This window comes from Nocardia terpenica (assembly GCF_013186535.1).
Classification (GTDB): domain Bacteria; phylum Actinomycetota; class Actinomycetes; order Mycobacteriales; family Mycobacteriaceae; genus Nocardia; species Nocardia terpenica.
The window spans coordinates 581,229-603,159 of sequence record NZ_JABMCZ010000003.1 but is presented as its reverse complement, the minus strand read 5'-3'; the positions used below and the strand labels follow the sequence as shown (position 1 = coordinate 603,159).

The following is a 21,931-nucleotide window of genomic DNA, read 5'->3' as shown; positions in this document are numbered from 1 at the left end:
CCGTAACCTCGCTTCCGGAGCACCCTGCAGTGCTCCTCCCCGACGACACACCGACGTGGACGCTCACCTGTTCCTGGCGCGGCGTCCGAACGTACGGGGCTCACTTCGAATCTCAATCAGACAAAAATGTTCATAGGACCTAACCGTCCTTCGGGCCGATCTTGTTACATGGGCCCGACCACTCCCGGCGGCCACGGATCGGCCTCACTCCTGCTGATGAACACCGAACCAATCTACCGCCCACCCCGGTTCCACAACGAAGAAGGTTCATAGCTATATCACATCACCACAGGATGTTTCGCGGGAAGGCGCGAAAGCTTCCGTCCGGCAAGGCATGTACGTCATGTTCACCAGGCTTACCCGGGCGAACTGTGACGTTCTCGAGCCGGATCGTAGAGATGAGAGGGAGCGCAGTCGAGCGCCGGGGCGAGCGCCCGCCCGACGAGGATCACCGCCGCCTGCCGCAGCCCCGCCGCCTCGACCCGATCGGCGATATCGGACAGGGTGCCACGCAACACACGCTGCTCCGGCTGGCTCGCGCGGTACACCACGACGGCCGGGCAGTCGGGGCCGTACTCCCGCGCCAGCTCCGCCGCGAGAGTGCGAGCGCGGGTGATGGCCAGGTGCAGGGCCAGCGTCGCGCGGGTGCGAGCGAAGTTGACCAGCGCCTCGGATTCGGGCATGACGGTGGACCGAACCCGAGTCCGAGTGAGCACCACCGACTGCGTCACCTCCGGCACGGTCAACTCGGCCCCGAGCACCGCCGCCGCCGCGGCATAAGCGGGCACGCCGGGCGTGACATCCCACGGAATGCCGTGCCCATCGAGCCGCCGGGCCTGCTCGGTAAGCGCCGAATACAGCGACGGATCCCCGGAGCACAGCCGCACTACATCCTTACCCTCCCCGTGCGCCCGCACACAGTGCGCAATGATCCGATCAAGATCCAGATGCTGCGTATCGATCAACTCGGCCCCCGGCGCACAGTGCCCGAGCACCTCCGGATCGAGATAGGTACCCGCATACAAACAGACGGGAGCCGCCCGCAGCAGCGCCACCGCACGCACGGTCAACAGGTCGGCAGCCCCGGGTCCCGCCCCAATGAAGTGCACGGTCATAGGTGGAGTCTATGTATCGGGTTGCGTCGACAGCAGCCACCCACTCTCTTGCTCTTGGTCCCGGCGTGCTTTTGGCCGGGACCTCGCGAGATTCCGGCCAAAAGCACGCCGGAACCACAAGGGGCAGTTCAACTCAGCGCGAGGCTTCAAATTTATTGTCCGCCAATAATTTTCGTGTATCCATGACATCGAAGCTAGTAAATTTCGGCGATAATCACACCGCCGTTCGGCGAGCTCCGTGAGATGCCCGACAGCAAGATCTTTGCCGGGGCTCTTTACAGTAGGGTGAAATCGCGCAGGTGGGCTTCGTATCGGGCGAGGGGAGGATGCCGCATGGCCGACGAGTTGGTTTCGGGTGAGGTGGGCATTGGTGGCCTGGCCCGCACGTTTGCCGTGCGGGCGCCGCGGGATCGGGAGTCGCCGCTGGTGCTGTTGCTGCATGGTCATCATCCGGCCATCACCGGGCGGGTCATGGTCGATCTGACGACCTTCGGCAAGTATGCCGACGAGTGGGGGATCGCCGTCGGGTATCCCGACGGCTACCGGGGGTCGTGGGCCGACGGGCGCGGGGTGACGGCCGCCGATGCCGACGGCGTGGACGATGTCGCCTTCCTGCGCACCGTCATCGACTGGTGCGCCGACCGCTTCGACACCTCGCCGGATCGCACGCTGGTCGCGGGAATCTCCAACGGCGCGTTCATGTCTCATCGGCTGGCGCTGGAGGCGAGCGAGCTGGTACCGGTCTTCGCCGCGGTCGCGGGCGGCCTGCCCACCTCGCTGAGCGATCTGCGGCCCACCCACGCCGTCTCCGCACTGCTGATCAACGGCACCGACGACACCACCCAGCCCATCGAGGGCGGCTACTCGCGGTGGCGCGGCCCCAACGGCGAATTGCGCGGCCGCACACTGGGATTGACCGAATCCGCCGAGCACTGGCGCCGGATCGATCAGTGCGACGGCCCCGAGAACACCGCGGCCACCGACCAATCCAGCCGACACACCGTGACCGGCGGCGTCGGCGGAACCCAGGTGTCGGCCTGGACGGTGTTCGGCGGCGGCCACACCTGGCCCGGCACCCCGCTGCCCGGGGAGTGGGGCGAAGCCCCCGGCATGGCCACCACCATGGAATTCGATGCCGCCGTGGAGATTTACCGCTTCGCCGAGCCGCTGCTCACGGCGGCCGACACCCGCAAGATCTGAACAAGCACCCCCGGCAAGGAGTTTCGATGGCATTCCTCGGCAAGGTCCTCCGGAATCGGCGTGCGGGAGACCACCGCCTGGCCTGGAATCGCCCGAACCTGTCCGGCGGCAACACCTTCGAGCTCTCCAGCCCCGACTTCGCCCACGAGTCGACCCTCGACCTCATCCACGCCGCCGAGCGCGTCGGCGGCAGCGACCTGTCCCCCGCGCTGACCTGGTCCGGCGTCCCCGAGGGCACGGCCCAGCTGCTCCTGGTCCTGGAGGACCCCGACGCACCGACCCCCATCCCGGTCGTCCACTGCCTCGCCCCGGGAGGGCGGCCAGGGCCGAGCGTGCCCTGAACCGGACGATCCTGCTGCTCGATGTACGGCCGCAAAACCCCTGATCGGGCGCGCAACCAGCGAACTCGGCGAAGTACGAACCAAACTACAACCGCTTCGCCCGCCAGTGCTGGCGCAGCAGCTCCAATAGGGTTGTGGTGTGCAGCTGCGCTACAACTACCGCGTCTACCCGACACCGGGTCAGCGCATGGAGTTGGCGAAGGCGTTCGGATGCGCTCGGGTCGTGTTCAACGATGCGCTCACACTGCGTCGGCATGCATACGAGAACGGTCTACCGTTCATCACCGACGGGGAACTGTCCAAGCTTGTTGTGACCCAAGCGAAGAACACGCCCGGCCGGGCATGGCTCACCGAGGTATCGGCGGTCGTGCTACAGCAAGCGCTCGCCGACTGCTGTACGGCCTACCGCAACTTCTTCAACTCGCTAAGCGGGAAACGGAAGGGCCGCAAGGTCGCTGCGCCCCGATACCGGTCCCGCAAAGACAATCGGCAAGCCATCCGGTTCACCCGGAACGCACGATTCACGATCACCGGGACCGGACGGCTTCGTTTGCCGAAGATCGGAGACGTGAAGGTCGCGTGGTCTCGGAGACTCCCCTCCGATCCGTCGTCGGTGACAGTGATCCGGGATGCGGCGGGCCGGTACTTCGCGTCGTTCGTCGCCGACACCGAACCGGAACCACTACCGGAGTCGGACACCGAGACCGGAATCGACTTGGGCCTCACGCACCTCGCTGTCCTGTCGGACGGCCGGAAGGTCACCGCGCCGAAGTTCCTGCGGCGGGTGGAACGCAAGCTCGGGAAGCTGCAACAGGACCTGTCCCGCAAACAGAACGGCAGCAAGAACCGGGCGAAGGCTCGGGTGAGGGTGGCGCGGCAGCACGCGCGTGTCGCCGAGCGGCGGCGAGACTGGCATCACAAGGAATCCATCAGGATCATCCGCGAGAACCAAGCGGTGTACGTGGAAACCCTCGCAGTGAACGGCCTTACCCGCACGCGGTCGGCGAAGTCCGTACACGACGCAGGATGGTCCGCGTTCGTCGCCATGCTCGAGTACAAGGCCGTCAAGCATGGCCGGTACTTCGGTCGGATCGGCCGGTTCGAACCCACCAGCCAAGTGTGCTCGGCGTGTGGCGTGAAGGACGGCCCGAAACCCCTGCATGTTCGTGAGTGGACGTGTCAGGGGTGCGGGGTCGTCCATGATCGGGACGTGAATGCCGCGAACAACATCCTGGCGGCCGGACGGGCCGACAGGCTAAACGCCTGTGGAGGGAAGATAAGACCACACTCCGGTGTGGCGCGTCCCGGTGAAACAGGAAGCCATCGGAGTGCAGCATGCGCTGTACAGGAGAAAATCCCCCACCTTCAAATGGCGGAGCACGTCAAGACTTCCAATTGTTCGCTCCCCGAACAACTCACCACTGTCGACGGCAAATCCCGGCCTCCGTTAGACCCCGACCGCGCTTGATGACGCGCTCGGCATCACTTACCGGCTCAGCGCCGGATCCCGTGCTTGTCGGTCAAGGTCGTGAGCATGAGGTCGAGGCCGAAATCGAAGCGCTGGTCGAAGTCGCCGGGTAAGAGGTGGGGCATGGTGGCGGACAGGGCGGGATAGTCGCCGGGGGCGAGCGCGGCACCGATCCGGTCGGCGATATCCGGCGCCGCGGCCGCCTGCTCCTCCTGGGTGAGGCCGAGGGTGTAGTAGGCGATCGCCCATACCGACCAGGCCGCCGCGCGCGGCTCGATGCCCGCATCGAGCAGGGTGGCGACCATGGCGTCGGCGAGACGAAACGTGCACGGCTCGGCGGGATAGGTTCCGGCGACCACCCGGGCTCCGTCCCGCCGCGCGAGCAGGGCGCGGCGATAGCGGTGCGCCAGCTCGCGCAACCGGTCCACCCATGGCTCGGGCAGCGGTTCGTCGGTGCAGCCCAACAGCATTCGATCGGCCATCGCCTCGAGCAGCTGCGGCTTGCCGGACACGTGCCAGTACACCGTATTCAGCCGCACCCCGAGGCGTTCGGCCACCTTGCGCATGGTCAGCGCGTCCAGGCCGATCTCGTCCAGCAGATCCAGGGCCGCGTCCACCACCTGCTGTCGGTCCAATCCCACCGTGCCTCCCGATTCGCCTTGACGTCTTGATCCTGGATCAAGTGTAATGGGCGGGACGGGGTCTTGATCCTTGTTCAAGGGAGGTGGGAGCGATGTCCGGCACCATGATCGAACGAGCACACCGGGAGCCCGCGGCGAACGAGGCGCGGCCCGCGATCGTGCGGCAGCTGCGCCTGGAGGCCACGGGAGTGGTGTCGGTGTGGCTCGCCGCTCCGGACGGAAACCCGTGGCCCGCTTGGGAACCGGGCGCACACATCGACGTGCTGCTGCCGAACGGCCTGACGCGGCAGTACTCCCTGTGCGGCCCGCCGGACGATCGGGAGAACTACCGCATCGCGGTCCGGCGCGACCCGCGCAGCCGGGGTGGGTCGGAGTATGTGCACGCCTTCCTGCGCCCCGGCCAGCGGGTCCGAATTCGCGGTCCGCGCAACCACTTTCCACTCGGAGAACAGAGCCGCTACCTGTTCGTCGCGGGCGGTATCGGGATCACCCCGATCCTGGCGATGGTCCGCGCCACCGCCGCCGCGGGACGGCCGTGGCGGCTGGCCTACGGCGGGCACCGCGCGGATTCGATGGCATTCACCGGGGAGTTGGCGGCCTTCGGCCCGGCCGTCGGACTGTATGCGAGCGACCGCGCCGGACGCATCCCCCTCGGCGAGCTGCTGGCCGAGCCGCAACCCGGCACCGGGGTGTACGCGTGCGGGCCCGAACCGCTGCTGGCGGCCCTCGCCGAGGGTATGGCGCACTGGCCGGTAGGCTCCCTGCATACCGAGCGATTCGTGCCGCGCCCCAAGGAGATTCGTCCCGATACCGAGTTCGAGGTGGTCTGTGCCCGCTCGAACCGGACGCTGACGGTCCCGCCCGGGCGCAGCATTCTCGACGTCCTGGGCGCGGCCGGGCTGGCTACGTCCTCGTCCTGCCGTGCGGGCCTGTGCGGCACCTGCGAAACCCGTGTGCTGGAAGGCATTCCGGATCACCGCGACGACGTACTCGACGAGCACGAGCGCGCGGCGAACGACCGCATGTACGTGTGTGTATCCCGCGCGCTGGGGCCTCGGCTGGTCCTCGACGTGTAAGGAGCCGACCATGAATCGACGCACCGCGGCCGACGACTACCGGCCCATCGACATGACACGCATCCGCGAGATCATCGGCTACCCGACGAAATTCATCGAGGAGAAGAAGTCGCCCAGCATCGGCGACTTCGCCCGCCGCTTCATCGCGCACAGCACCTTCTACGTATTCGCCTCGGTCAACGCGGCGGGCCAGGTCGACGCCAGCCCCAAGGGCGACCCGCCGGGCTCGGTGAAGGTGCTCGATCCCTGGACGCTCGCCATCCCGGACCGCCCCGGCAACAAGGGCATCGACACGTTCCGCAATCTGGTCGAACGCCCCGGCGTCGGCCTGCTGTTCCTGGTCCCCGGCGTCCGGGAAACCCTGCGTATCAACGGGAATGCCTTCGTTACCGACGAGCCGGACCTGCTGCGGTCGCTCGCCGCCGACGGCAAACCGGCCCTGCTGGCCACCGTCGTCCGTGTCGAGGAGGTCTTCTACCAGTGCGGCAAGGCCCTCATCCGCTCGCACCTGTGGAATCCGGATCTCGAGCTCGCGGCGGCGTTGCTGCTCGACGGAAACTTCTACTGCGCCGCCGGAGCCGAAATGGGCGACAAGGCAGCGGCCATGGGGGTGAACCTGGGTGAAGTGGCCTCCACGGCCGAAGAACACTACGGGACGACGCTGTATTGACCTGTTACTCAGGTAGTTTCGCCCGCAGGGCAAGTTCGGCGAGCACCGCGTCGGCCTCGCGATGCGAGCGGAGCCGAATGAATTCGATGTGCCCGTATGCCGGATCGCTTCGGGCGGCGAGGAAGCGGGCGCGGTTCCCGGCGTGCGTGCGCCACGCCCACACGATCACCGAGCGTTCCGGGTTGAGCGAGAAGAAGTTTCGCCACTGTTCGCGGTTGCCGTTCCACAGCTCGCGCCCGGTGACGATCCGGCCCGCGGTCCGCCGGATGATCTGCCACATCACCCGGGCGCGCGGCAGATCGAACCAGAGCACGGCATCGACGCGCTCCCACACCAGATCGCCGAGCTTGCTGTGATAGTTGCCGTCGACCACCCAGGCGTCGGCGGCGATCCGCTCGGCGACGGCGGCGCGGAACTCGGCGACGGGCATGGGCGTCCAATTCTCTTGGTGGTGAATGGCATCGAGCTGGATGTGCGCGATCCCGAGCCGCCGGGAGATCCGCTCCGCGAGCGTGCTCTTCCCGGAGCCCGACGTGCCCTCCACCGCGATCCGTCGCACGGCAACCATCAGCGTAAATCCCATCGACTAGGCAACCCGGGACACAGTAGTGTCCCCAGCCATGGCACGCGACGAGCGCGGTGTGACCGCCCAGAGCGAGGACTTTGCCGCCTGGTACAACGAGGTGGTCTTCAAGGCCGCCCTCGTCGACCGCGGCCCGGCCAAGGGCACGATGGTCATCCGACCGTACGGGTATCGGCTGTGGGAACTGGTGCAGTCCGCGCTCGATCGCCGCATCCGCGACACCGGCCACGAGAATGCCTACTTCCCACTGCTTATCCCGGAGAGCTATCTCAACCGGGAGGCCGATCACGTCGAGGGGTTCTCCCCCGAACTGGCCGTGGTGACCCACGCCGGTGGCAAGCAGCTGGACGAGTCGCTGGTGGTGCGGCCGACCTCGGAGACGATCATCGGCGAGATGATGGCCCGGTGGATCGGCTCGCACCGGGATCTGCCGCTGCTGCTGAACCAGTGGGCCAATGCGGTGCGCTGGGAGTTGCGCCCGCGAATGCTGTTGCGCACCACCGAATTCCTCTGGCAGGAGGCGCACACCGCGCACGCGGACGAGGCCGATGCCCGCCGGGAGACCATGCTCGGGCTGCGCATCTACCAGGAGATCGCGCGCGATCTGGCCGCGATGCCGGTGATCGCCGGGGAGAAGACGCCGGGCGAACGGTTCGCGGGCGCGGTCGAGACCTACACCATCGAGGCCATGATGCGCGACGGCCGCGCGTTGCAGTCGGGCACCTCGCACTATATGGGCACCAATTTCGCCCGTGTCTTCGACATCCGCTTCACCGGCGAGACGGGCCGGGACGAGTTGTGCCACACCACATCCTGGGGCATGACCACCCGCATGATCGGCGCGGTCGTCATGACCCACGGCGACGATCGCGGCCTGGTCCTGCCGCCTCGGCTCGCGCCGTATCAGGTGGTGATCGTGCCGATCACCCGCGGCGGCGATACCGCGGTCGACGAGGCGGCCGAGCGGCTGGCCCGCCGCCTGCGCGCCGCCGGGGTGCGCACCCATGTCGATGCCCGCACCCAGGTGACCCCCGGATTCAAGTACAACGAGTGGGAGCTGCGCGGCGTCCCGATCCGGCTGGAGCTCGGCCCCCGCGATCTGGCGGCGGGCACGGTCGTCCTGGTCCCGCGCCTCGGCGACGACGGCAAACGGGCCGTGCCGATTGATTCCCTGCCGGAGGCCATGCCGGGCATCCTGGACGAGTTCCAGGCGTATCTGCTCACGCGCGCAACGGATTTCCGCGACGAGCACACCCGCACGGTCGACACCTGGGCCGACTTCGCCGACGCGGTCGCCACCGGCTGGGCCCTGGCCCTGCACTGCGGCGCTCCCGACTGCGAGCAGGACATCAAGTCGACCACGACCGCCACCCCGCGCTGCGTCCCCCTGGACGGCGAACCGGCCACCGGTTCGTGCGTGCGCTGCGGCGCGCCGTCGGCCTACGGCAAGCGGGTGGTCTTCGGCCGCGCCTACTGATCGCAGTGATCGGCGCCACACCCGCCCGGTGTCACGGTCGGGGTTCGGGCGGTGTCCCCAGGGGTGTCCGAATTATCGAGGAAGCGAAAGGACCGCCATCATGAAGGCCATCGTCGTGTGCACCTCCGTGTCCCATGGCAATACGCAGCGGATCGCCGAGATCATGGGCGAGGTCCTGCACGCCCGCGTCGTCTCCCCCGATCAGGTCGACGTCGCCGAGCTCGCCACCTACGACCTGGTGGGTTTCGGCTCGGGGATATTCCTGGGGGCATTCCACGCGCGGCTGCGCGAGTTCGTGGAGTCGCTTCCGCAGGCGCGGCGCGGCCGGGCATTCGTCTTCGCCACCAGCGGTTTCCCGGACACGGGGCGCACGGCCTTCTCCCGGCCCCTGGTGCAGCTGCTCGAGCGCAAGGGCTTCGACGTGGTCGACACCTTCTCCTGCCGCGCCCTCGATACCTTCGGCCCGTTCAAGATCGTCGGTGGCATCCGGAAGGACCGCCCGAACGGCGCCGACCTGGCGGCCGCGCGCACCTTCGCCGAGGGCCTACGAGCCCGCGTCGGCGCCGCGTCCTGACCGGTGCATGGTCAGGGTGTGGTCGCCGTGCAGCACCATCCGGTCGATGGTGACGGTGACCGACCGGCCGTGCCCGGCCAGGTCGGCCGGTCCGGCTCCCTGCCCGTAGTCGGTGAATTCCCTTCCGCCGGTGAGGTATTCGACGGCCTGCCGCAGTGATTCCGGCAGGCCGGGCAGGGCGCCGCGCACCGAGTCGGGCAGTTCGAGAACGCCGTAGAACTTGCGGTCGGTGCCGTCGAGGTCGGCCGAGCGCTTCCCGAAGGTGGTGTGGTCGCGCAGGGCCCGGGTGAGCTCGTCCAGGCTCAGTTCGGGCCGCAGCCCGTCGACCGTGTGCAGGACGAGGGTGGCCGTCGCGCCGGTGGCGGGATCGCGCAGGATTAGATCGTTGTCCGCGACCGCGGTGTCGAAATCGTGGAGTTCCGCCTCCGCGCCGAACAGCTTCGCGGAGTAGGAGATACCGGACGGAGCCGCGAGATCGTAGGCATTGCTGTTCTGCGCCAAGGTATTACCGCGCAGCGGATCGCCCGTCCCGACGAACGTCCAGGCATTCGCGGTGATCGGCTTCTCCCAGTACCCGGTCTCGCCATTCCTCTCGCCTTCGACGCGCAGTATCCGGGCCGCGCTTCCGGTCTGCCCGTCGATCTTCTGAATGGAGATCCGATCGGTGATGGTGCCGTCGATGGCGGGCTGTTCGACCCAGCCGGACGCGGGCAGTTGATAGGCGGCGAAGCCGTGGACCGGTGCGAGATTGTCGGCCACGAGCACGGTGGCATCGGGGGCGGTCGGCTTACCACGCTGATCCTCGTAGGAATACCGGAAGAAGATCTGATCCGCCCCCGACTGATCGAAATCCCAGTTCCGCGTGAACAAATGGCCGTACCGATCGACAATGAACGTCACCGACCCCGCCGAGCCGAGCGCCTGCGCACGCAACCGCCCACCCATCGGCGTCGCCATCCGATAGCTGTAGTCGTCCCCACCCGTCAGCCAGGGATCCAGAATCGTAATCCGATTCCCCTCATCGTTCAGCACGAAGGCGGTCGTACAATCCGCGCCCCCGGCAGGCTGCGCATTCCCGGCGGAATCGGTCCACGTCCGGTCCCGAAACTTCGACAGCACCGATAAACTCCACGCCTTGGTATCGGCAGGCAGGTGCGTTCCGCCCCCACCCCACAGCGGCGCCCCGAACCGGCCCGTCCAAAACCACGGTCGCGCTACGTCCTCCGGCCGATACAGCGCATTGACCATCACATAGACATTGCGCTGATCGTCACTGGCCCACAACTGATTGTCGTCGGCCGAAACCTGCATCACATGCCCATCCAGACACGCAGGCACCGGCACGGCCCGCCAAACATCGTGCCCCGAGTGCGGATCGGCGGGCTTCACATAGACCCGCCCACCCCGCACCGCGAAATCCCATTGCAGATTGAAGGTTTCGGTATCGCCCCGGAAGGCGACCCGCTCGGGCAGCGAGACACCGGAAGCCGCGGGCAACCGATCGAACCCGTCATAACCCCGGACCCCCGGCGAATCAATGAGCGGCGTCGGAACCCTACTGGTCGCCCAATCCCGCAATTCCGCACACCGCTCCGCCCCCACCGGGCCCGCGTCACCGAGCGCCGGGACCGGGCACAGCATGACCGCGACCACACCCAGAGCCCCCGCAATCCGCCCTACCCGCACACCCAGTCCTCTCCATCCACACATCCGGCGGGAACCAGTCTTACCGAGTGGATCGAATAGGCAACGCGCGGGTCCGTGTGACGACCGGACTGGTCACGGCCCACGGCGGTGATTTCATGCTTCACTTCGTAGCGCATCTACCGCTAAACTGTTGCCCGACATACGAATCAATGGTGGGAGGCACATGCGGGGGTACATCGGCGAGAGCGTGGTTTTCAGCGGGAGCGCACATCCCGAACTCGCGCAGGAGATCTGTACCGATCTAGAGGTCCCACTCAGCCCCACCGAAATTCGACGCTTCGCCAACGACTGCCTCGAGGTCCAGCTCGGCGCGAATTGCCGCGAACGCGACGTATTCATCGTCCAGCCCGTCGTTCGCCCCGTTCAAGAGCATCTGGTGGAGTTGTTCATGATGCTGGATGCCGCACGGGGAGCCTCCGCCGCTCGCACTACGGTCGTCATGCCGCATTATGCCTATGCGCGATCGGACAAGAAGGATGCTCCGCGCATATCGATCGGCGGTCGGCTGGTGGCGGATCTCCTCGTCTCCGCCGGTGCGAGTCGCGTGCTCACCATGACACTGCATTCTCCGCAGGTGCACGGGTTTTTCAGCGTTCCGGTCGATCATCTGCACGCGCTGCGGGAGCTCGCGGCGCACTTCCGATCCTATGACCTGTCGAATACGACGATCGTGTCTCCGGATCTCGGCAATGCCAAAGAGGCCGCCCATTTCGCGCGGAGGCTGGGCGTTCCGGTCGCGGCGGGAGCAAAGCAGCGATTCGCCGACGACAGGGTCGTCATCAACTCGATCATCGGTGACGTCGCCGGACGAGACATCATTATTCTGGATGACGAGATCGCCAAGGGCAGCACCATTCTCGAGTTGCTCGATCGTCTTCGGGAAATCGGGGTTCGATCGATTCGGGTGGCGTGCACGCACGGCCTCTTTTCATTCGGCGCACTCAAGCGATTGGGCGATCAGACGGATGTCCTCGAAATAGTCTGCACGAACACGGTTCCCATTCCACGCGGAGACAGGGTTCCGAAACTCACAGTGATCTCGGTAGCGCCCGCTTTCGCAGAGGCGATCCGCAGGATCCACACCGGCCATTCGGTCAGCGCCCTCTTCGAGGCACAGTGACCGCCTCCGACCCGAAAGCGCACCTGCACCGCTACCTGCGCTCGGCCCGCGAGGCCGTGCTGTGGAAGCTCGACGGCACCTCCGAATACGCCGCGCGCCGACCCATGACCCCCACCGGCACCAACCTGCTCGGCCTGGTCAAACACCTCGGCGTCGTCGAGTTCGGCTACTTCGGCGACACCTTCGCCCGCCCCTACGACGAACCCATCGCCCAACAGGATTTCGTGGCCGATCCCACCGCCGACCTGTGGGCCACCGCCGACGAGTCACGCGCGGACATCGTCGCGTTCTACCGCCGAGCCTGGGCCCACGCCGACGCCACGATCGACGCGCTCGACCTCACCGCCGAAGGCTCGGTCCCGTGGTGGTCCGAGGACCACCGCACCGTCACGCTGCACCAAATCCTGGTGCACGTCACCGCCGAAACCAACCGGCACGCCGGACACGCCGACATCATCCGTGAGCTCATCGACGGCACCGCGGGCCTACTCGCCGACAACGACAACATGCCCACCAACGATCCGGACCAATGGAAGACCCACCGAGCCAAGCTGGAGGAAACCGCGAAACAGGCGGCGCGGCTCCGCAAGTGAACGCTCCCGGCGAGGCCAATAGGATTCCGCAGTCTTACGACACAGTGGGATCGACGTCCATGAATTGGTAATCGGTCACGATCGCGCCGTCGGCATTGACGACGATGAACTCCGTCCCCACGGCCAGGACCTCACCGCCACCGGCCGGGACCATATGCCACGTGATCCGCACGGCATCGTGGTTGGTTTGATACGCGTGCACGGTGAACTCGAAGCCATTCGCGACGAAGTCGTCATGAGCCTCGGTGACAGCCGCGGCGATCCGTTCATAGCCGCGGTATTCCACCGAGGCGTTGGCGTAGTGACCGTCCGGCTCCCACAATTCCCGGATCTGCTTCGACCGAAGCCGGGGGTCGGTCTCGTTCCAGACAGCGGTGTAGCGTTCCACGAAATCGGCAATCGTACTCACAGACACTCCTTCTCGGCTCGAACTTTCGACCTGATCCAGGTTTGCAGGCGGCCAGGCGCGTGTCGATTACCCGGCAGGTAAGCACGGCATTCGAAGGAGCCGATCTGCTCGCGCTCGTCAGTCGTGCGCCGAATCGAGGCCGGTAGGTTCGACGACTCTGATGTGCTGTTTTCCGTTGCGGTCCCGCACATCTACGCCGCGATCGGCGAGTTTTTCGTCGAGTTCCTCGACATCGTGGTCACGTTCGTCGGCGAGAGCGCGGCGACGGGCACGCAAGAGCTGATGGACTTCGTCGTCGATTCCGGGCATGCCGTCGACCCAGCGGGTGAATTCGGCGCCGTAGGGGTCGTTTTCGTCGAGCCACGGATAGCCGTGGGCACGAAAAGCGGAGCCGACCGCGCCGCGATTCAGGTCGTATGCGTCGAAACGGGCCAGCCGCGCGCCGTGTCGATCGGTGAGCACCAGATCCCTGTCCTCCCGGTAGACCGCGGCAATCCGTTCGCGCGGAACGAACTGTTCACGGCCCTTGTGGGCCAGCTCGACATGCGACTCGGCGACGGTGAGGATCAGGCTCTCCTGATGGCCCTGGTAGAACACGAACAGGCCACCGAGCGTGCCGAGGACCGCGGCGATCGGAACCAGCCAGACCGGCGGCAGGGACAACGCGATCCGAACCCAGTCGGGCACATGGCCGAAGGTGCCGAGCACCCAGTGGCCCCCCGGCGGCAGCGCGAATCCGGCGCCGACGCCCAGGACGAGCCCGCCGAGTCCGAGAGCCCAAGCCCAGAGCAGAGAGAGCCGCAGCGTGATCGGTGCGGATGTGGTCGTCATCGATTCTCCGTTTCGATCGGACGTAGCAGACGGGACACGGTCGCGCGCACCAGCGGGCGCGGATCGTGCGGACGACCGGTGTCGGCGTTGAGGAAAGCGGCGTCGACTATCGCGAGAATCCAGCGCGCCGTCTCGTCGGGAGGAAACCCGGGCTCGAATTCGCCACGCTCCACGCCGCGGCGGAGCAGGGTCGTCAGAGCCTCGACAATGCGGTGGCTGTCCTCCGTGATCACCGCCAAGAGCTCTTCGTCGTGGTCCATCCGGCGCAGTAGCTCGATCATCAACCCCGGCGCCGCCGGATCCATCACCTCCGCCGCCAATGCCCCGACAATGTCGAGAATCGCTGCGGCACAGTCGTTTCTGTCGATGTGGCTGGAAATCAGTTCGGTGTGCGCGGGGAGCGACGACTCGAAGATCGCCCGGAAAACGGCCGCCTTGTCCTGGAAGTAGTAGAAAACGCTGCCCGATGTCAGCCCCGCCGCCTTGGCGATCTGCGCCGCCGAGGTGCGCTCGTAGCCGTGGTTCGCGAACAGTTCGGCGGCGGCGCGAATGATCGCACGCCGCCGCTCGGCGACGCGATTCGGATCGACGGTACGGGCCATGACGCCGACTCTATCATTAACTAACCCAACAGTTAATTTTTAGTCGCCGGCCAGGATCACCGCCTGGGTCGCGGCCGGGCATGATCATACGATGCCAGGGACACACCGCCTCCTTCGTAATGTGCAGTACCCCAGCGCTCTTCGCCGCGACGCATCCGGAGCCATGCGTACCGCCGCGCGTCTGCTGCTGATCGTGACGGTCGTGCTCGGATCGCTGATCCCGATCCTGTCGGGCTGCTCCGCAAAGACCGACATCCGCGCTGCGCTGCAAGGGATTCCGGGCCTGCGGATCGTCCGGGAACAGGCCGCGCCGGACGGCCGTTTCTTCGAACTCACCTACCGTCAGCCCACCGATCACGAACACCCCGAACGAGGCGTCTTCGATCAGCGAATGACGCTGCTGCACAGGGCGACCGATCGCCCCATGGTGCTGTATACCGGTGGCTACGACCTGAACCCCGACCCGAGCTTCCGCGCCGAACCCACCGATCTCGCCGACGGCAACCAGATCGTCACCGAGCAACGGTATTTCGGCTCCTCCCGCCCCTCGACCGTCGACTGGTCCACCCTCGACATCCGACAGGCCGCCGCCGACCATCATCGGATCATCGAGGCGTTGCGACCGATCTACCGCGGCGCCTGGATCTCCGCCGGAGCGAGCAAGGGCGGGATGGCATCGATCTATCACCGCCGCTTCTACCCCGATGACGTGGCGGGCACGATCGCCTACAGCGCACCGAACATCACCGATGATGCCGACAGCACGGCCTTCGACGGCTTCCTCGCCGAGGTCGGCACGCCCGAATGCCGCCGCGCCCTGTCGACGGTACAACGCGAAATACTCTTGCGCCGCAACGAATTCGGCGACCGCCTCACCGCTTGGGCGCGGCAGAATGGCTACACCTTCGACACCGTCGGCAGCGCGGACCGCATCGTCGAACTGATCACCGTGCAAGTGCCCCTGTATTTCTGGATGCACGGCGGACCGGCCGACTGCGCCGCCATTCCCGCAGCCACGGCCACCACCGACGCGCTCTACTCCTGGCTCGACGCCCTCGTTCAACCGGCGTCCTACGTCGACCAGGGCCTGGCCATTGCCCTACCGTCGTTCTACCAGTTGGGCACCCAACTCGGAACGACCCGCTTCTCCTTCCCCCAATTGGACGGGCTACTGCGCTATCCCGATATCCAGAACATGCGCACCTACGTACCCCGGCAGATCCCGCTGCACTTCGACCCCACCGCGATGCCCGACATAGACCGCTGGGTCCGCGAAAACGGCACCAACCTCATCTTCATCTACGGCGAAAACGACCCCACCCGAGCCAAACCGTTCCGGCCCGGACCCGCTGCCCGCACCGCCGCCGTCTACCTGGCTCCGAACTCGAACCATCTCGCCCGCATCGCCAACCTCACGGCCGCCGACCGCTCCTCCGCCACCGCGGCCCTCGCCCGCTGGGTCCATACGCGAGGGTCATGAAAAGGACCGGCGATGCGAAGGGAAGGCAAGCCGACGTACAGGCAACCCCTTCCGACAGACAGTAATTCACGTAAACGAGAGGGCGCACCGGGCGGCTTTTATCAATAGACTGCGATGTCGGCAACGCCACGAAAAAAGGCGACGGATCTCCCATTCGGGTGCTCCTCATGCCCTCCTGAACGTGACAAGGGCCGCTGTCATCGATGCGCTAGGCTGATCGCATGTCCAAGATCGTTTTCCGCGCGGCCGCGAGTAGCGAGGCCCGGTCAGTTCTCGATTTCTGGAGTACCGCGGCGGAAGATGCGCATCGGCCGAGCGATTCGACCGCCGCGATCGAGGCGCTGATTCGGCGCGATCCCGAGGCGCTGATCCTTGCTTTCGATGAAGATACGGCAGGCGATCCCGAACTCGTCGGCACCGTGATCGCAGGGTGGGATGGTTGGCGTTGCCATATCTACCGTCTCGCCGTCGCTCCCGATCGTCGCCGCGGCGGCATCGGACGGGGCCTCATCCAAGCGGCCGAGAATCGGTTCGCTCGGCTCGGCGGCACCCGCGCCGATGCCATGGTGCTCGACGAAAACGACCTCGCGCACAGCGCATGGAAGGCCAACGGTTATGCACCGCAACCGGAATGGTCACGGTGGATCAAGCCGCTGTGAACGATCGACAGGAGTAACGCATGCCCGCATACGTCATCGTCGAGGCGGAGGTTCAGGACGAAGCGATCGGCCTGGCGTATTGGAAACTGGCCGAGCCGTCGATTCGTCAGTATGGCGGTCATTACCTAGTAGCGACGAAGCCGGAGGTACAGGAGGGCGACTGGCCGGGCCGGGCCATCGTGCTCGAATTCCCGAACCTCGATCAGGCCAGGACCTGGTACGACTCCCCGGAATATCGTGCGGCACGGGAGATTCGGAAGACCGGTGTGAAGGTTCGGTTGATTTTCGCCGAGGGGATGACTGCCGCTTAGCCGAGGGGCAACAGACAGATCGTGCCCCTCGCAAATGCATACAAAGAAGCCCTCGGCATTGCCGAGGGCTTCTGTTGTCCCGGAAGCTATTACGACCGGTCGAACTCGCCGTCCTGCATATCAGCGGTGAAGGCTGTGCAACCGCCGAACACCACCACCAGCGCCCCGAAGACGCCGAGCAGAACCCATGGCCATACTCGGCGTTTCCGCCGCTGAGGAGGGGTTGGATAGGGCCTACCGTACGAATCGGGGGTCGCTCAGGCTCCGTAGCCGACCAGTTGGGAGTTTTTGAGGCCCAGGCAGGAGACGACTACCGCGCCGGGGGCGGCGACTATGCGGGTGGAGCAGTAGGTTTCGGTGGGGACGTGGCGGTGGGTGGCGGTGGGGCGGCCGTCGGCGCGGCTCCAGGCGCGGATTTCTCGGTACGTCTGTTTCCAGGAGGGTTCCGATGCTTCGACGATTTCTTCGGCGAGGGCGATTCGATATCGGGAGTGTTTCTTCGCGGAGTGCGCGATCCGGGTGTAATCCTCTATCTGCCACAGGGTTTTACCGGTCATGGCGTCCAGGGCGATCCAGCCGACGTTCTTCCATTCCGCGACAACGGTCTTGCCGTCATCGATCGCGTGCAGGGAACCCGAACTGTAAGCGGGGCCGTGGTATCGGTCGGCGGGGCGGTGGGTGCGCAGGAGATGCCAGCGCGGTGTGCCGGTCGCGCCGTCGTATGCCGTCAGTCCGGTGACGGTGGCGACCACGAAACCCGCTCCCGCGGCAACGATGTCGGAGCTGTCGTGCGGAATGTCGAAGTGGTAGATCTCGTCTCCGAGCCGTGCCGGTACCGGCGGCACGTCCACGGGTGCGGCGGTGGTGTGGTCCCATCGGGTGCTGTCGTCCCCGGCGTAGACGGCGGCGGTCGATACGGTGGCCGCGGCCAGGACGCCCACCAGCGCGGCGGCTCCCGCGGCCCGTCGGGACAGGGCGCGCATGCGCTCCGGGCGCCAGGCGATGTCGGCGAGCAGGACGGAGCCGAGGACGACCAGGGTCGCCGCGGCCACCGCCGTCGGGAGTTGCGCGAAAAGACCGAATTGCCAGCGTATTTGGAGGAACAGTCCCGGAAGGTGGTCGCGGACGGCCATGGTCGGGATGACGACGATGCCCGCGCCGAATGCCAGCAGGATGTACAGCTCCACAAGGATATTGAGCCGCCAGCGCCCGGCGCGCACGCCCGCGGCGGCCATCGCGGCGATCAGCACCAGCACCCCGAGGACGAATGGCAGTGTGGCGTAGCGGTTTACGAGGTCCGAGGCGTCGGTGGTGGTGAACGAGCCGAACAGATCGTGCCCGGCCACCGTGCCGTCGAGGGATCTGGTCGACGCGAAGAAGCGGCTGTAGGCCGCGAGACCGACACCGACGGACAGTAATCCGAACCCGAGCCCACCGGCGACGCCCGCGACCACGGGCCGACGATCCGATCGCACTGCGCCGACCACCATCCGTCACTCCCACGCACACCGTCTCCGACAAACCGACCAATTCAACCTAACATTCGGTCGAATCGGACAAACGGGAAACGGTGGGCGCGGCTGACGCTAGGCCGTCATATCCGCCCCGCCGAGGATCTTGGTGGGCCGGACCCGGACGACCAGCTCGCCCGGGACGCCGTTGCGCTTGCCGAATTCCTCGGCGCGGTCGGGTCCCATGTAGCGGGCGGCGATGGCGGTGGCGGTACGCAGCAGTTCGGCGGGGTCCTCGGACACGGTGGCGGTGCCTTGGACCTGGAAGTAGCCGTAGGGGGGTTGCTCGAGATCGACGCACAGGGCCACCCGCGGGTCGCGCCGGATGGCCCGCCCCTTGGCCGTGTCCTTGCCGGTGTTGAAGACCAGCTCGTCGCCCTCGAGGATGAACCAGACCGGGTTGATGACCGGCCGACCGTCGGTGGCCACGAACGCGAGCTTGCCGGTACGCGTGCCGTGGGAAAGAAATTCGCGCACCTGGGGATCGGAGAGGGAGGCCATGCGGCCAGCCTAGAGGTGGTCGGCGACAATTCGCGGGAACCGCGGCCTCGCGCACCTCCGCGCGCGCCCTGCCCAGCGCCGCCGCGATCCCCGCCTACCCCGGCTGGAGCTGACCCTCAAATCGCCCCCCGTTCCCGCGCCCGCGCCACCGCCGATGTCCGCGACTTCACCCCCAGCTTCGAATAGATGTGTACGAGATGGGATTTCACCGTCGTCTCGCTCAGGAAGAGTTGTTTGCCGATTTCGCGGTTGGAGTGGCCGTCGGCTACCAGGCGGAGGACCTCGATTTCTCGGGGGCTCAGTGTGGTGTCCGGTTTGCGGACTCGGGTCATGAGTTTGGAGGCGACCGAGGGGGACAGGACGCTTTCGCCCGCGGCGGCGGCGCGGACGGCGGCCAGGAGGTCGGCGGGTGGGGTGTCTTTGAGGATGTAGCCGCAGGCGCCCGCCTCGATGGCGCCGAGAATGTCGGCGTCGGTGTCGTAGTTGGTGACCACCAGGACGTTGGGGGGATTCGGCAAGGCGCGCAGGGCGATTGTGGCGTCCACGCCCGACTTGCCGGGGCCGAAGCGGAGATCCATCAGTACCAGGTCGACTTCGGTTGTGGCGCAGAAGGCTACGGCCTCCTCGGCGGTGGCGGCCTCGCCCGCGACCGTGATGTCCTCGCCGGAGTCCAGGAGGGCGCGCAGTCCCGCGCGGACGATGGCGTGGTCGTCGGCGAGCAGCAGGCGGATCATGACTCCTCCAGCGGGAACGTGACGGTCACCGCGGTGTGCCCGGGCTCGGATTCGACGTTCATGCTGCCGCCCTGCTGCTCCACCCGGCTGCGCATCGCGTTCAGGCCGAAGGTGCCGCGCGCGAAAACCTCGGGGTCGATGCCGATTCCGTCGTCCACCACGTCCAGGTGCACGGCGTCGTCGGCGTAGGTGAGGGTGATCCGCATCCGATCGGCGCGGGCGTGCCGCACCACATTCGACACCGCGCCCTGCGCCACCCGCAGCAGCGCCGCCTCGATCGGCATCGGTAATCGCTCGGGAGTGCCCTCCACCAGCATCCGGGCGTCGAGTCCGGGAGTGCCTGCGCGCCGGGCGATCCGGTCCAGTGCCTCGGTCAGCGACTGGCCCTCCAGCGCCGCGGGGGTGAGTTCCGCGATGAGCTGCCGGGTTTCGGCGAGGCTGTCGGCCGCGGTATCGCGGGCGAGCCGAATCTGTTGCAGCGCCGGATGATCCGGTGCCGATCGCTCGGCGGCGTGCAGCAGCAGCTGGATGCTGGACAGGCCCTGGGCAACGGTGTCGTGGATCTCCTGCGCCAGTCGTTCCCGCTCGGCCAGCTTGCCCGCGGTGCGCTCGCGTTCGGCGAGAGTGGCTCGGGTGGTGAGCAATTCATCGATCAGCTGCTGACGATCGGCGGCCTCCCGGAACAGCGCCCGGTAGCCGAGGCCGATCGCGACCGCGACCAGCGCCCCGAGCACCGGGCCGACCACCCCGGCCACCGACCAGCCCCTGTCCAGGCCGTAGCCGACCACCGACACCGCGGTGGCGGCGGCGACCGCGAGCATGCTCCAGACCCGCGGCAGCAGATGCAGATACAGGAAGAACAGCCCGAAGACCAGGTACATCGCGTCGACCGCGATCGGCATCAGACCCAGCCACAGCACGGTGAGCACGGCCAGCCACACCCGGGCCGCCCGCGGCCGCCCGCGCAGCAGCCCGCCGCCGAAGTAGGTGATCAGAAACAGCGCGGCCAGCGTGATCGTCGCCACCGGATGCTGTCCCCCGGGCACCAGCGCCCGCACCACCACCGCCGCGGTCAGGGCCACCATCAGCGCGTGCAGCCCGAGTTGGAGCGCGGCGAAGACGGGGGTGAGCGGTGAGCGGTGCACGCTGCCAGCTTATGCGCGGTTACCCGGGCGGCATCCATCGAAAGGCGTAATCGCGCGCCCATCGTTGGCTGGTCGGCGATTGGTTCGGTCTCGCGATGGCGGCGGGGCCGATCGCGGCGAGAGTGTGATCATGTTCGTCGCCTTCCGAGATCTGCGCGCCGCCCGGGGCCGCTTCCTGCTCATCACGCTGGTCGTCGTCATGGTCGCCCTGCTGGTGAGCTTTCTGAGCGGGCTCACGGCCGGGCTCGCCCACCAGAACATCTCCGCCCTCGAGAAGATGCGCGGTGACGCGGTCGTGTTCGCCGACACCGGGGCGACGCCGTCCTACGATTCGTCGGCGCTGAGCGCCGAGCAGGTGCGGGCGTGGCAGCGCACCGGCGGCACCGTCGACCCGGTCGGCATCGGTCGTGCGCAGGCCGCGCACGACGGGGGTGCGCCGGTTCAGGTGGCGCTGTTCGGGACGAGCGGAACGGCATTCGGCAATCAGGTGGCTACCCAACCGGGGACGGTGGTGCTGAGCAAGCCCGCCGCGAAGAAGCTCTCCGCCGGGGTGGGCGGCACGGTGACGCTCGGCGCGGGGACGTTCACGGTGGCCGCGGTCGGCGACGACGACTGGTACAGCCACACCCCGGTGGTGTGGCTGACGCTGGCGGACTGGCAGGCGCTGAATCCGCGCGGCGGGGCCGCGACGGTGCTGGTGGTGTCGGGTGTGGCCGATCGGTCGGCGGTCGACGCGACCGCGCACACCACGTCCACGACCGTATCGGGTTCGCTGTCGGCGCTGCCGTCCTATCAGGCCGAGAACGGGTCGCTGACGTTGATGACGGTGATGCTGTTCGCCATCTCGGCGCTGGTGATCGGGGCGTTCTTCACGGTGTGGACGATTCAGCGCACGCCCGATATCGCGACGCTGAAGGCGTTGGGCGCCACCACCGGATCGCTGGTGCGCGATGCGCTGGGGCAGGCGCTGCTGGTGCTGCTCGTGGGCGTGGGCATCGGCGTGGGCGGTACCGCGCTCGCCGGCGCGCTCATGGGTGACGCGCTGCCGTTCGTCCTCGGTGTCGGCACCACGCTGCTGCCCGCGGCCGCGCTGATCGGCCTGGGCCTGCTGGGTGCGGCCTTCGCGCTGCGCTTCCTCGTCACCGCCGACCCGCTCACCGCACTCAATCAAGCCCGCTGAATA

Annotated in this window: 24 protein-coding genes; 13 read left to right on the top strand and 11 right to left on the bottom strand. The window is 67.0% G+C overall.

The genetic code is table 11. From position 1 onward, the window contains the following. Positions 1–356 precede the first annotated feature (356 nt). A complete protein-coding gene (gene cobM, locus HPY32_RS24460; RefSeq protein WP_067593939.1) occupies positions 357–1,115 on the bottom strand; it encodes a precorrin-4 C(11)-methyltransferase in 759 nt (252 codons plus the stop codon). A 333-nt stretch (positions 1,116–1,448) separates the two neighbouring features. Here cobM and HPY32_RS24455 point away from each other — a divergent pair, with 333 nt between their 5' ends. The 3 genes from HPY32_RS24455 to HPY32_RS24445 all read left to right on the top strand — a co-directional run bounded on the left by HPY32_RS24455 (position 1,449) and on the right by HPY32_RS24445 (position 4,124). Continuing rightward, on the top strand, positions 1,449–2,315 hold the full coding sequence (locus tag HPY32_RS24455; protein WP_067593942.1) for a CE1 family esterase: 867 nt from the start codon (positions 1,449–1,451) through the stop codon (positions 2,313–2,315). Positions 2,316–2,341: 26 nt separating this feature from the next. Continuing rightward, the gene (locus tag HPY32_RS24450; RefSeq protein WP_067593945.1) at positions 2,342–2,656 is read left to right on the top strand and encodes a YbhB/YbcL family Raf kinase inhibitor-like protein; all 315 of its coding nucleotides are present in this window, start codon (positions 2,342–2,344) and stop codon (positions 2,654–2,656) included. Between the two features lie 139 nt (positions 2,657–2,795). Continuing rightward, positions 2,796–4,124 carry an RNA-guided endonuclease InsQ/TnpB family protein gene (locus tag HPY32_RS24445; RefSeq protein WP_231951872.1) on the top strand — a complete coding sequence of 443 codons (1,329 nt, stop codon included), beginning with the start codon at positions 2,796–2,798 and terminating at the stop codon, positions 4,122–4,124. A gap of 26 nt (positions 4,125–4,150) precedes the next feature. Here the strand turns inward: HPY32_RS24445 and HPY32_RS24440 are convergent, their stop codons facing one another. Beyond that, positions 4,151–4,765, bottom strand: coding sequence for a TetR/AcrR family transcriptional regulator C-terminal domain-containing protein (locus HPY32_RS24440; protein ID WP_067593948.1), 615 nt, complete (start codon positions 4,763–4,765; stop codon positions 4,151–4,153). Positions 4,766–4,869: 104 nt separating this feature from the next. Between HPY32_RS24440 and HPY32_RS24435 the strand changes: the two genes are divergently transcribed. Beyond that, a complete protein-coding gene (locus tag HPY32_RS24435; protein ID WP_067596214.1) occupies positions 4,870–5,841 on the top strand; it encodes a PDR/VanB family oxidoreductase in 972 nt (323 codons plus the stop codon). A gap of 10 nt (positions 5,842–5,851) precedes the next feature. Further along, complete coding sequence (locus HPY32_RS24430; protein ID WP_067593952.1) at positions 5,852–6,511, top strand: MSMEG_1061 family FMN-dependent PPOX-type flavoprotein; 660 nt, start codon at positions 5,852–5,854, stop codon at positions 6,509–6,511. 4 nt (positions 6,512–6,515) lie between these two features. Here HPY32_RS24430 and HPY32_RS24425 read toward each other — a convergent pair whose 3' ends face one another. After that, positions 6,516–7,079, bottom strand: coding sequence for a P-loop NTPase family protein (locus HPY32_RS24425; RefSeq protein ID WP_082871737.1), 564 nt, complete (start codon positions 7,077–7,079; stop codon positions 6,516–6,518). A 52-nt stretch (positions 7,080–7,131) separates the two neighbouring features. Between HPY32_RS24425 and proS the strand changes: the two genes are divergently transcribed. Further along, positions 7,132–8,571 (top strand): proline--tRNA ligase, encoded by a 1,440-nt coding sequence (gene proS, locus HPY32_RS24420; protein ID WP_067593954.1) that lies wholly within the window; start codon positions 7,132–7,134, stop codon positions 8,569–8,571. Positions 8,572–8,671: 100 nt separating this feature from the next. After that, positions 8,672–9,145 carry a flavodoxin family protein gene (locus HPY32_RS24415; RefSeq protein ID WP_067593957.1) on the top strand — a complete coding sequence of 158 codons (474 nt, stop codon included), beginning with the start codon at positions 8,672–8,674 and terminating at the stop codon, positions 9,143–9,145. On the opposite strand, the gene HPY32_RS24410 is transcribed toward HPY32_RS24415, so the two are convergent. Beyond that, positions 9,116–10,831, bottom strand: coding sequence for a hypothetical protein (locus HPY32_RS24410; RefSeq protein WP_156674700.1), 1,716 nt, complete (start codon positions 10,829–10,831; stop codon positions 9,116–9,118). The genes HPY32_RS24415 and HPY32_RS24410 overlap by 30 nt on opposite strands. Positions 10,832–11,015: 184 nt before the next feature. Here HPY32_RS24410 and HPY32_RS24405 point away from each other — a divergent pair, with 184 nt between their 5' ends. Beyond that, positions 11,016–11,972 carry a ribose-phosphate diphosphokinase gene (locus HPY32_RS24405; RefSeq protein WP_216676366.1) on the top strand — a complete coding sequence of 319 codons (957 nt, stop codon included), beginning with the start codon at positions 11,016–11,018 and terminating at the stop codon, positions 11,970–11,972. Then, positions 11,969–12,565 carry a DinB family protein gene (locus HPY32_RS24400; protein ID WP_067593963.1) on the top strand — a complete coding sequence of 199 codons (597 nt, stop codon included), beginning with the start codon at positions 11,969–11,971 and terminating at the stop codon, positions 12,563–12,565. The genes HPY32_RS24405 and HPY32_RS24400 overlap by 4 nt, the downstream gene beginning before the upstream one ends. 34 nt (positions 12,566–12,599) lie before the next feature. Here HPY32_RS24400 and HPY32_RS24395 read toward each other — a convergent pair whose 3' ends face one another. The 3 genes from HPY32_RS24395 to HPY32_RS24385 all read right to left on the bottom strand — a co-directional run bounded on the left by HPY32_RS24395 (position 12,600) and on the right by HPY32_RS24385 (position 14,407). Beyond that, positions 12,600–12,953, bottom strand: a complete 354-nt coding sequence (locus HPY32_RS24395; protein ID WP_197696596.1) for a nuclear transport factor 2 family protein — start codon at positions 12,951–12,953, stop codon at positions 12,600–12,602. A gap of 138 nt (positions 12,954–13,091) precedes the next feature. Next, on the bottom strand, positions 13,092–13,805 hold the full coding sequence (locus HPY32_RS24390; RefSeq protein ID WP_067593969.1) for a YqeB family protein: 714 nt from the start codon (positions 13,803–13,805) through the stop codon (positions 13,092–13,094). After that, a complete protein-coding gene (locus HPY32_RS24385) occupies positions 13,802–14,407 on the bottom strand; it encodes a TetR/AcrR family transcriptional regulator (RefSeq protein ID WP_067593972.1) in 606 nt (201 codons plus the stop codon). Before HPY32_RS24385 ends, HPY32_RS24390 begins: the two co-directional genes overlap by 4 nt. 163 nt (positions 14,408–14,570) lie before the next feature. On the opposite strand from HPY32_RS24385, the gene HPY32_RS24380 reads away from it, so the two are divergent. From HPY32_RS24380 to HPY32_RS24370, 3 genes are all read left to right on the top strand, one after another. After that, positions 14,571–15,887 carry a S28 family serine protease gene (locus HPY32_RS24380; protein WP_067593976.1) on the top strand — a complete coding sequence of 439 codons (1,317 nt, stop codon included), beginning with the start codon at positions 14,571–14,573 and terminating at the stop codon, positions 15,885–15,887. 221 nt (positions 15,888–16,108) lie between these two features. Then, positions 16,109–16,546 (top strand): GNAT family N-acetyltransferase, encoded by a 438-nt coding sequence (locus HPY32_RS24375; protein WP_067593979.1) that lies wholly within the window; start codon positions 16,109–16,111, stop codon positions 16,544–16,546. Between the two features lie 20 nt (positions 16,547–16,566). Beyond that, entirely contained in the window at positions 16,567–16,857 is a 291-nt protein-coding gene (locus tag HPY32_RS24370) for a DUF1330 domain-containing protein (protein ID WP_067593982.1), read from the top strand. Between the two features lie 257 nt (positions 16,858–17,114). Here the strand turns inward: HPY32_RS24370 and HPY32_RS24365 are convergent, their stop codons facing one another. From HPY32_RS24365 to HPY32_RS24350, 4 genes are all read right to left on the bottom strand, one after another. Then, positions 17,115–18,347 (bottom strand): PQQ-binding-like beta-propeller repeat protein, encoded by a 1,233-nt coding sequence (locus HPY32_RS24365; protein ID WP_067593985.1) that lies wholly within the window; start codon positions 18,345–18,347, stop codon positions 17,115–17,117. A gap of 96 nt (positions 18,348–18,443) precedes the next feature. Further along, the gene (locus HPY32_RS24360) at positions 18,444–18,869 is read right to left on the bottom strand and encodes a PPOX class F420-dependent oxidoreductase (RefSeq protein WP_067593988.1); all 426 of its coding nucleotides are present in this window, start codon (positions 18,867–18,869) and stop codon (positions 18,444–18,446) included. Positions 18,870–18,985: 116 nt separating this feature from the next. Further along, positions 18,986–19,603 (bottom strand): response regulator transcription factor, encoded by a 618-nt coding sequence (locus HPY32_RS24355; RefSeq protein WP_067593992.1) that lies wholly within the window; start codon positions 19,601–19,603, stop codon positions 18,986–18,988. Continuing rightward, entirely contained in the window at positions 19,600–20,748 is a 1,149-nt protein-coding gene (locus tag HPY32_RS24350; RefSeq protein WP_067593996.1) for a sensor histidine kinase, read from the bottom strand. The genes HPY32_RS24355 and HPY32_RS24350 overlap by 4 nt, the downstream gene beginning before the upstream one ends. Before the next feature lie 130 nt (positions 20,749–20,878). Here HPY32_RS24350 and HPY32_RS24345 point away from each other — a divergent pair, with 130 nt between their 5' ends. Beyond that, on the top strand, positions 20,879–21,928 hold the full coding sequence (locus HPY32_RS24345; RefSeq protein ID WP_067596217.1) for an ABC transporter permease: 1,050 nt from the start codon (positions 20,879–20,881) through the stop codon (positions 21,926–21,928). The last annotated feature ends 3 nt before the right edge of the window (positions 21,929–21,931 follow it).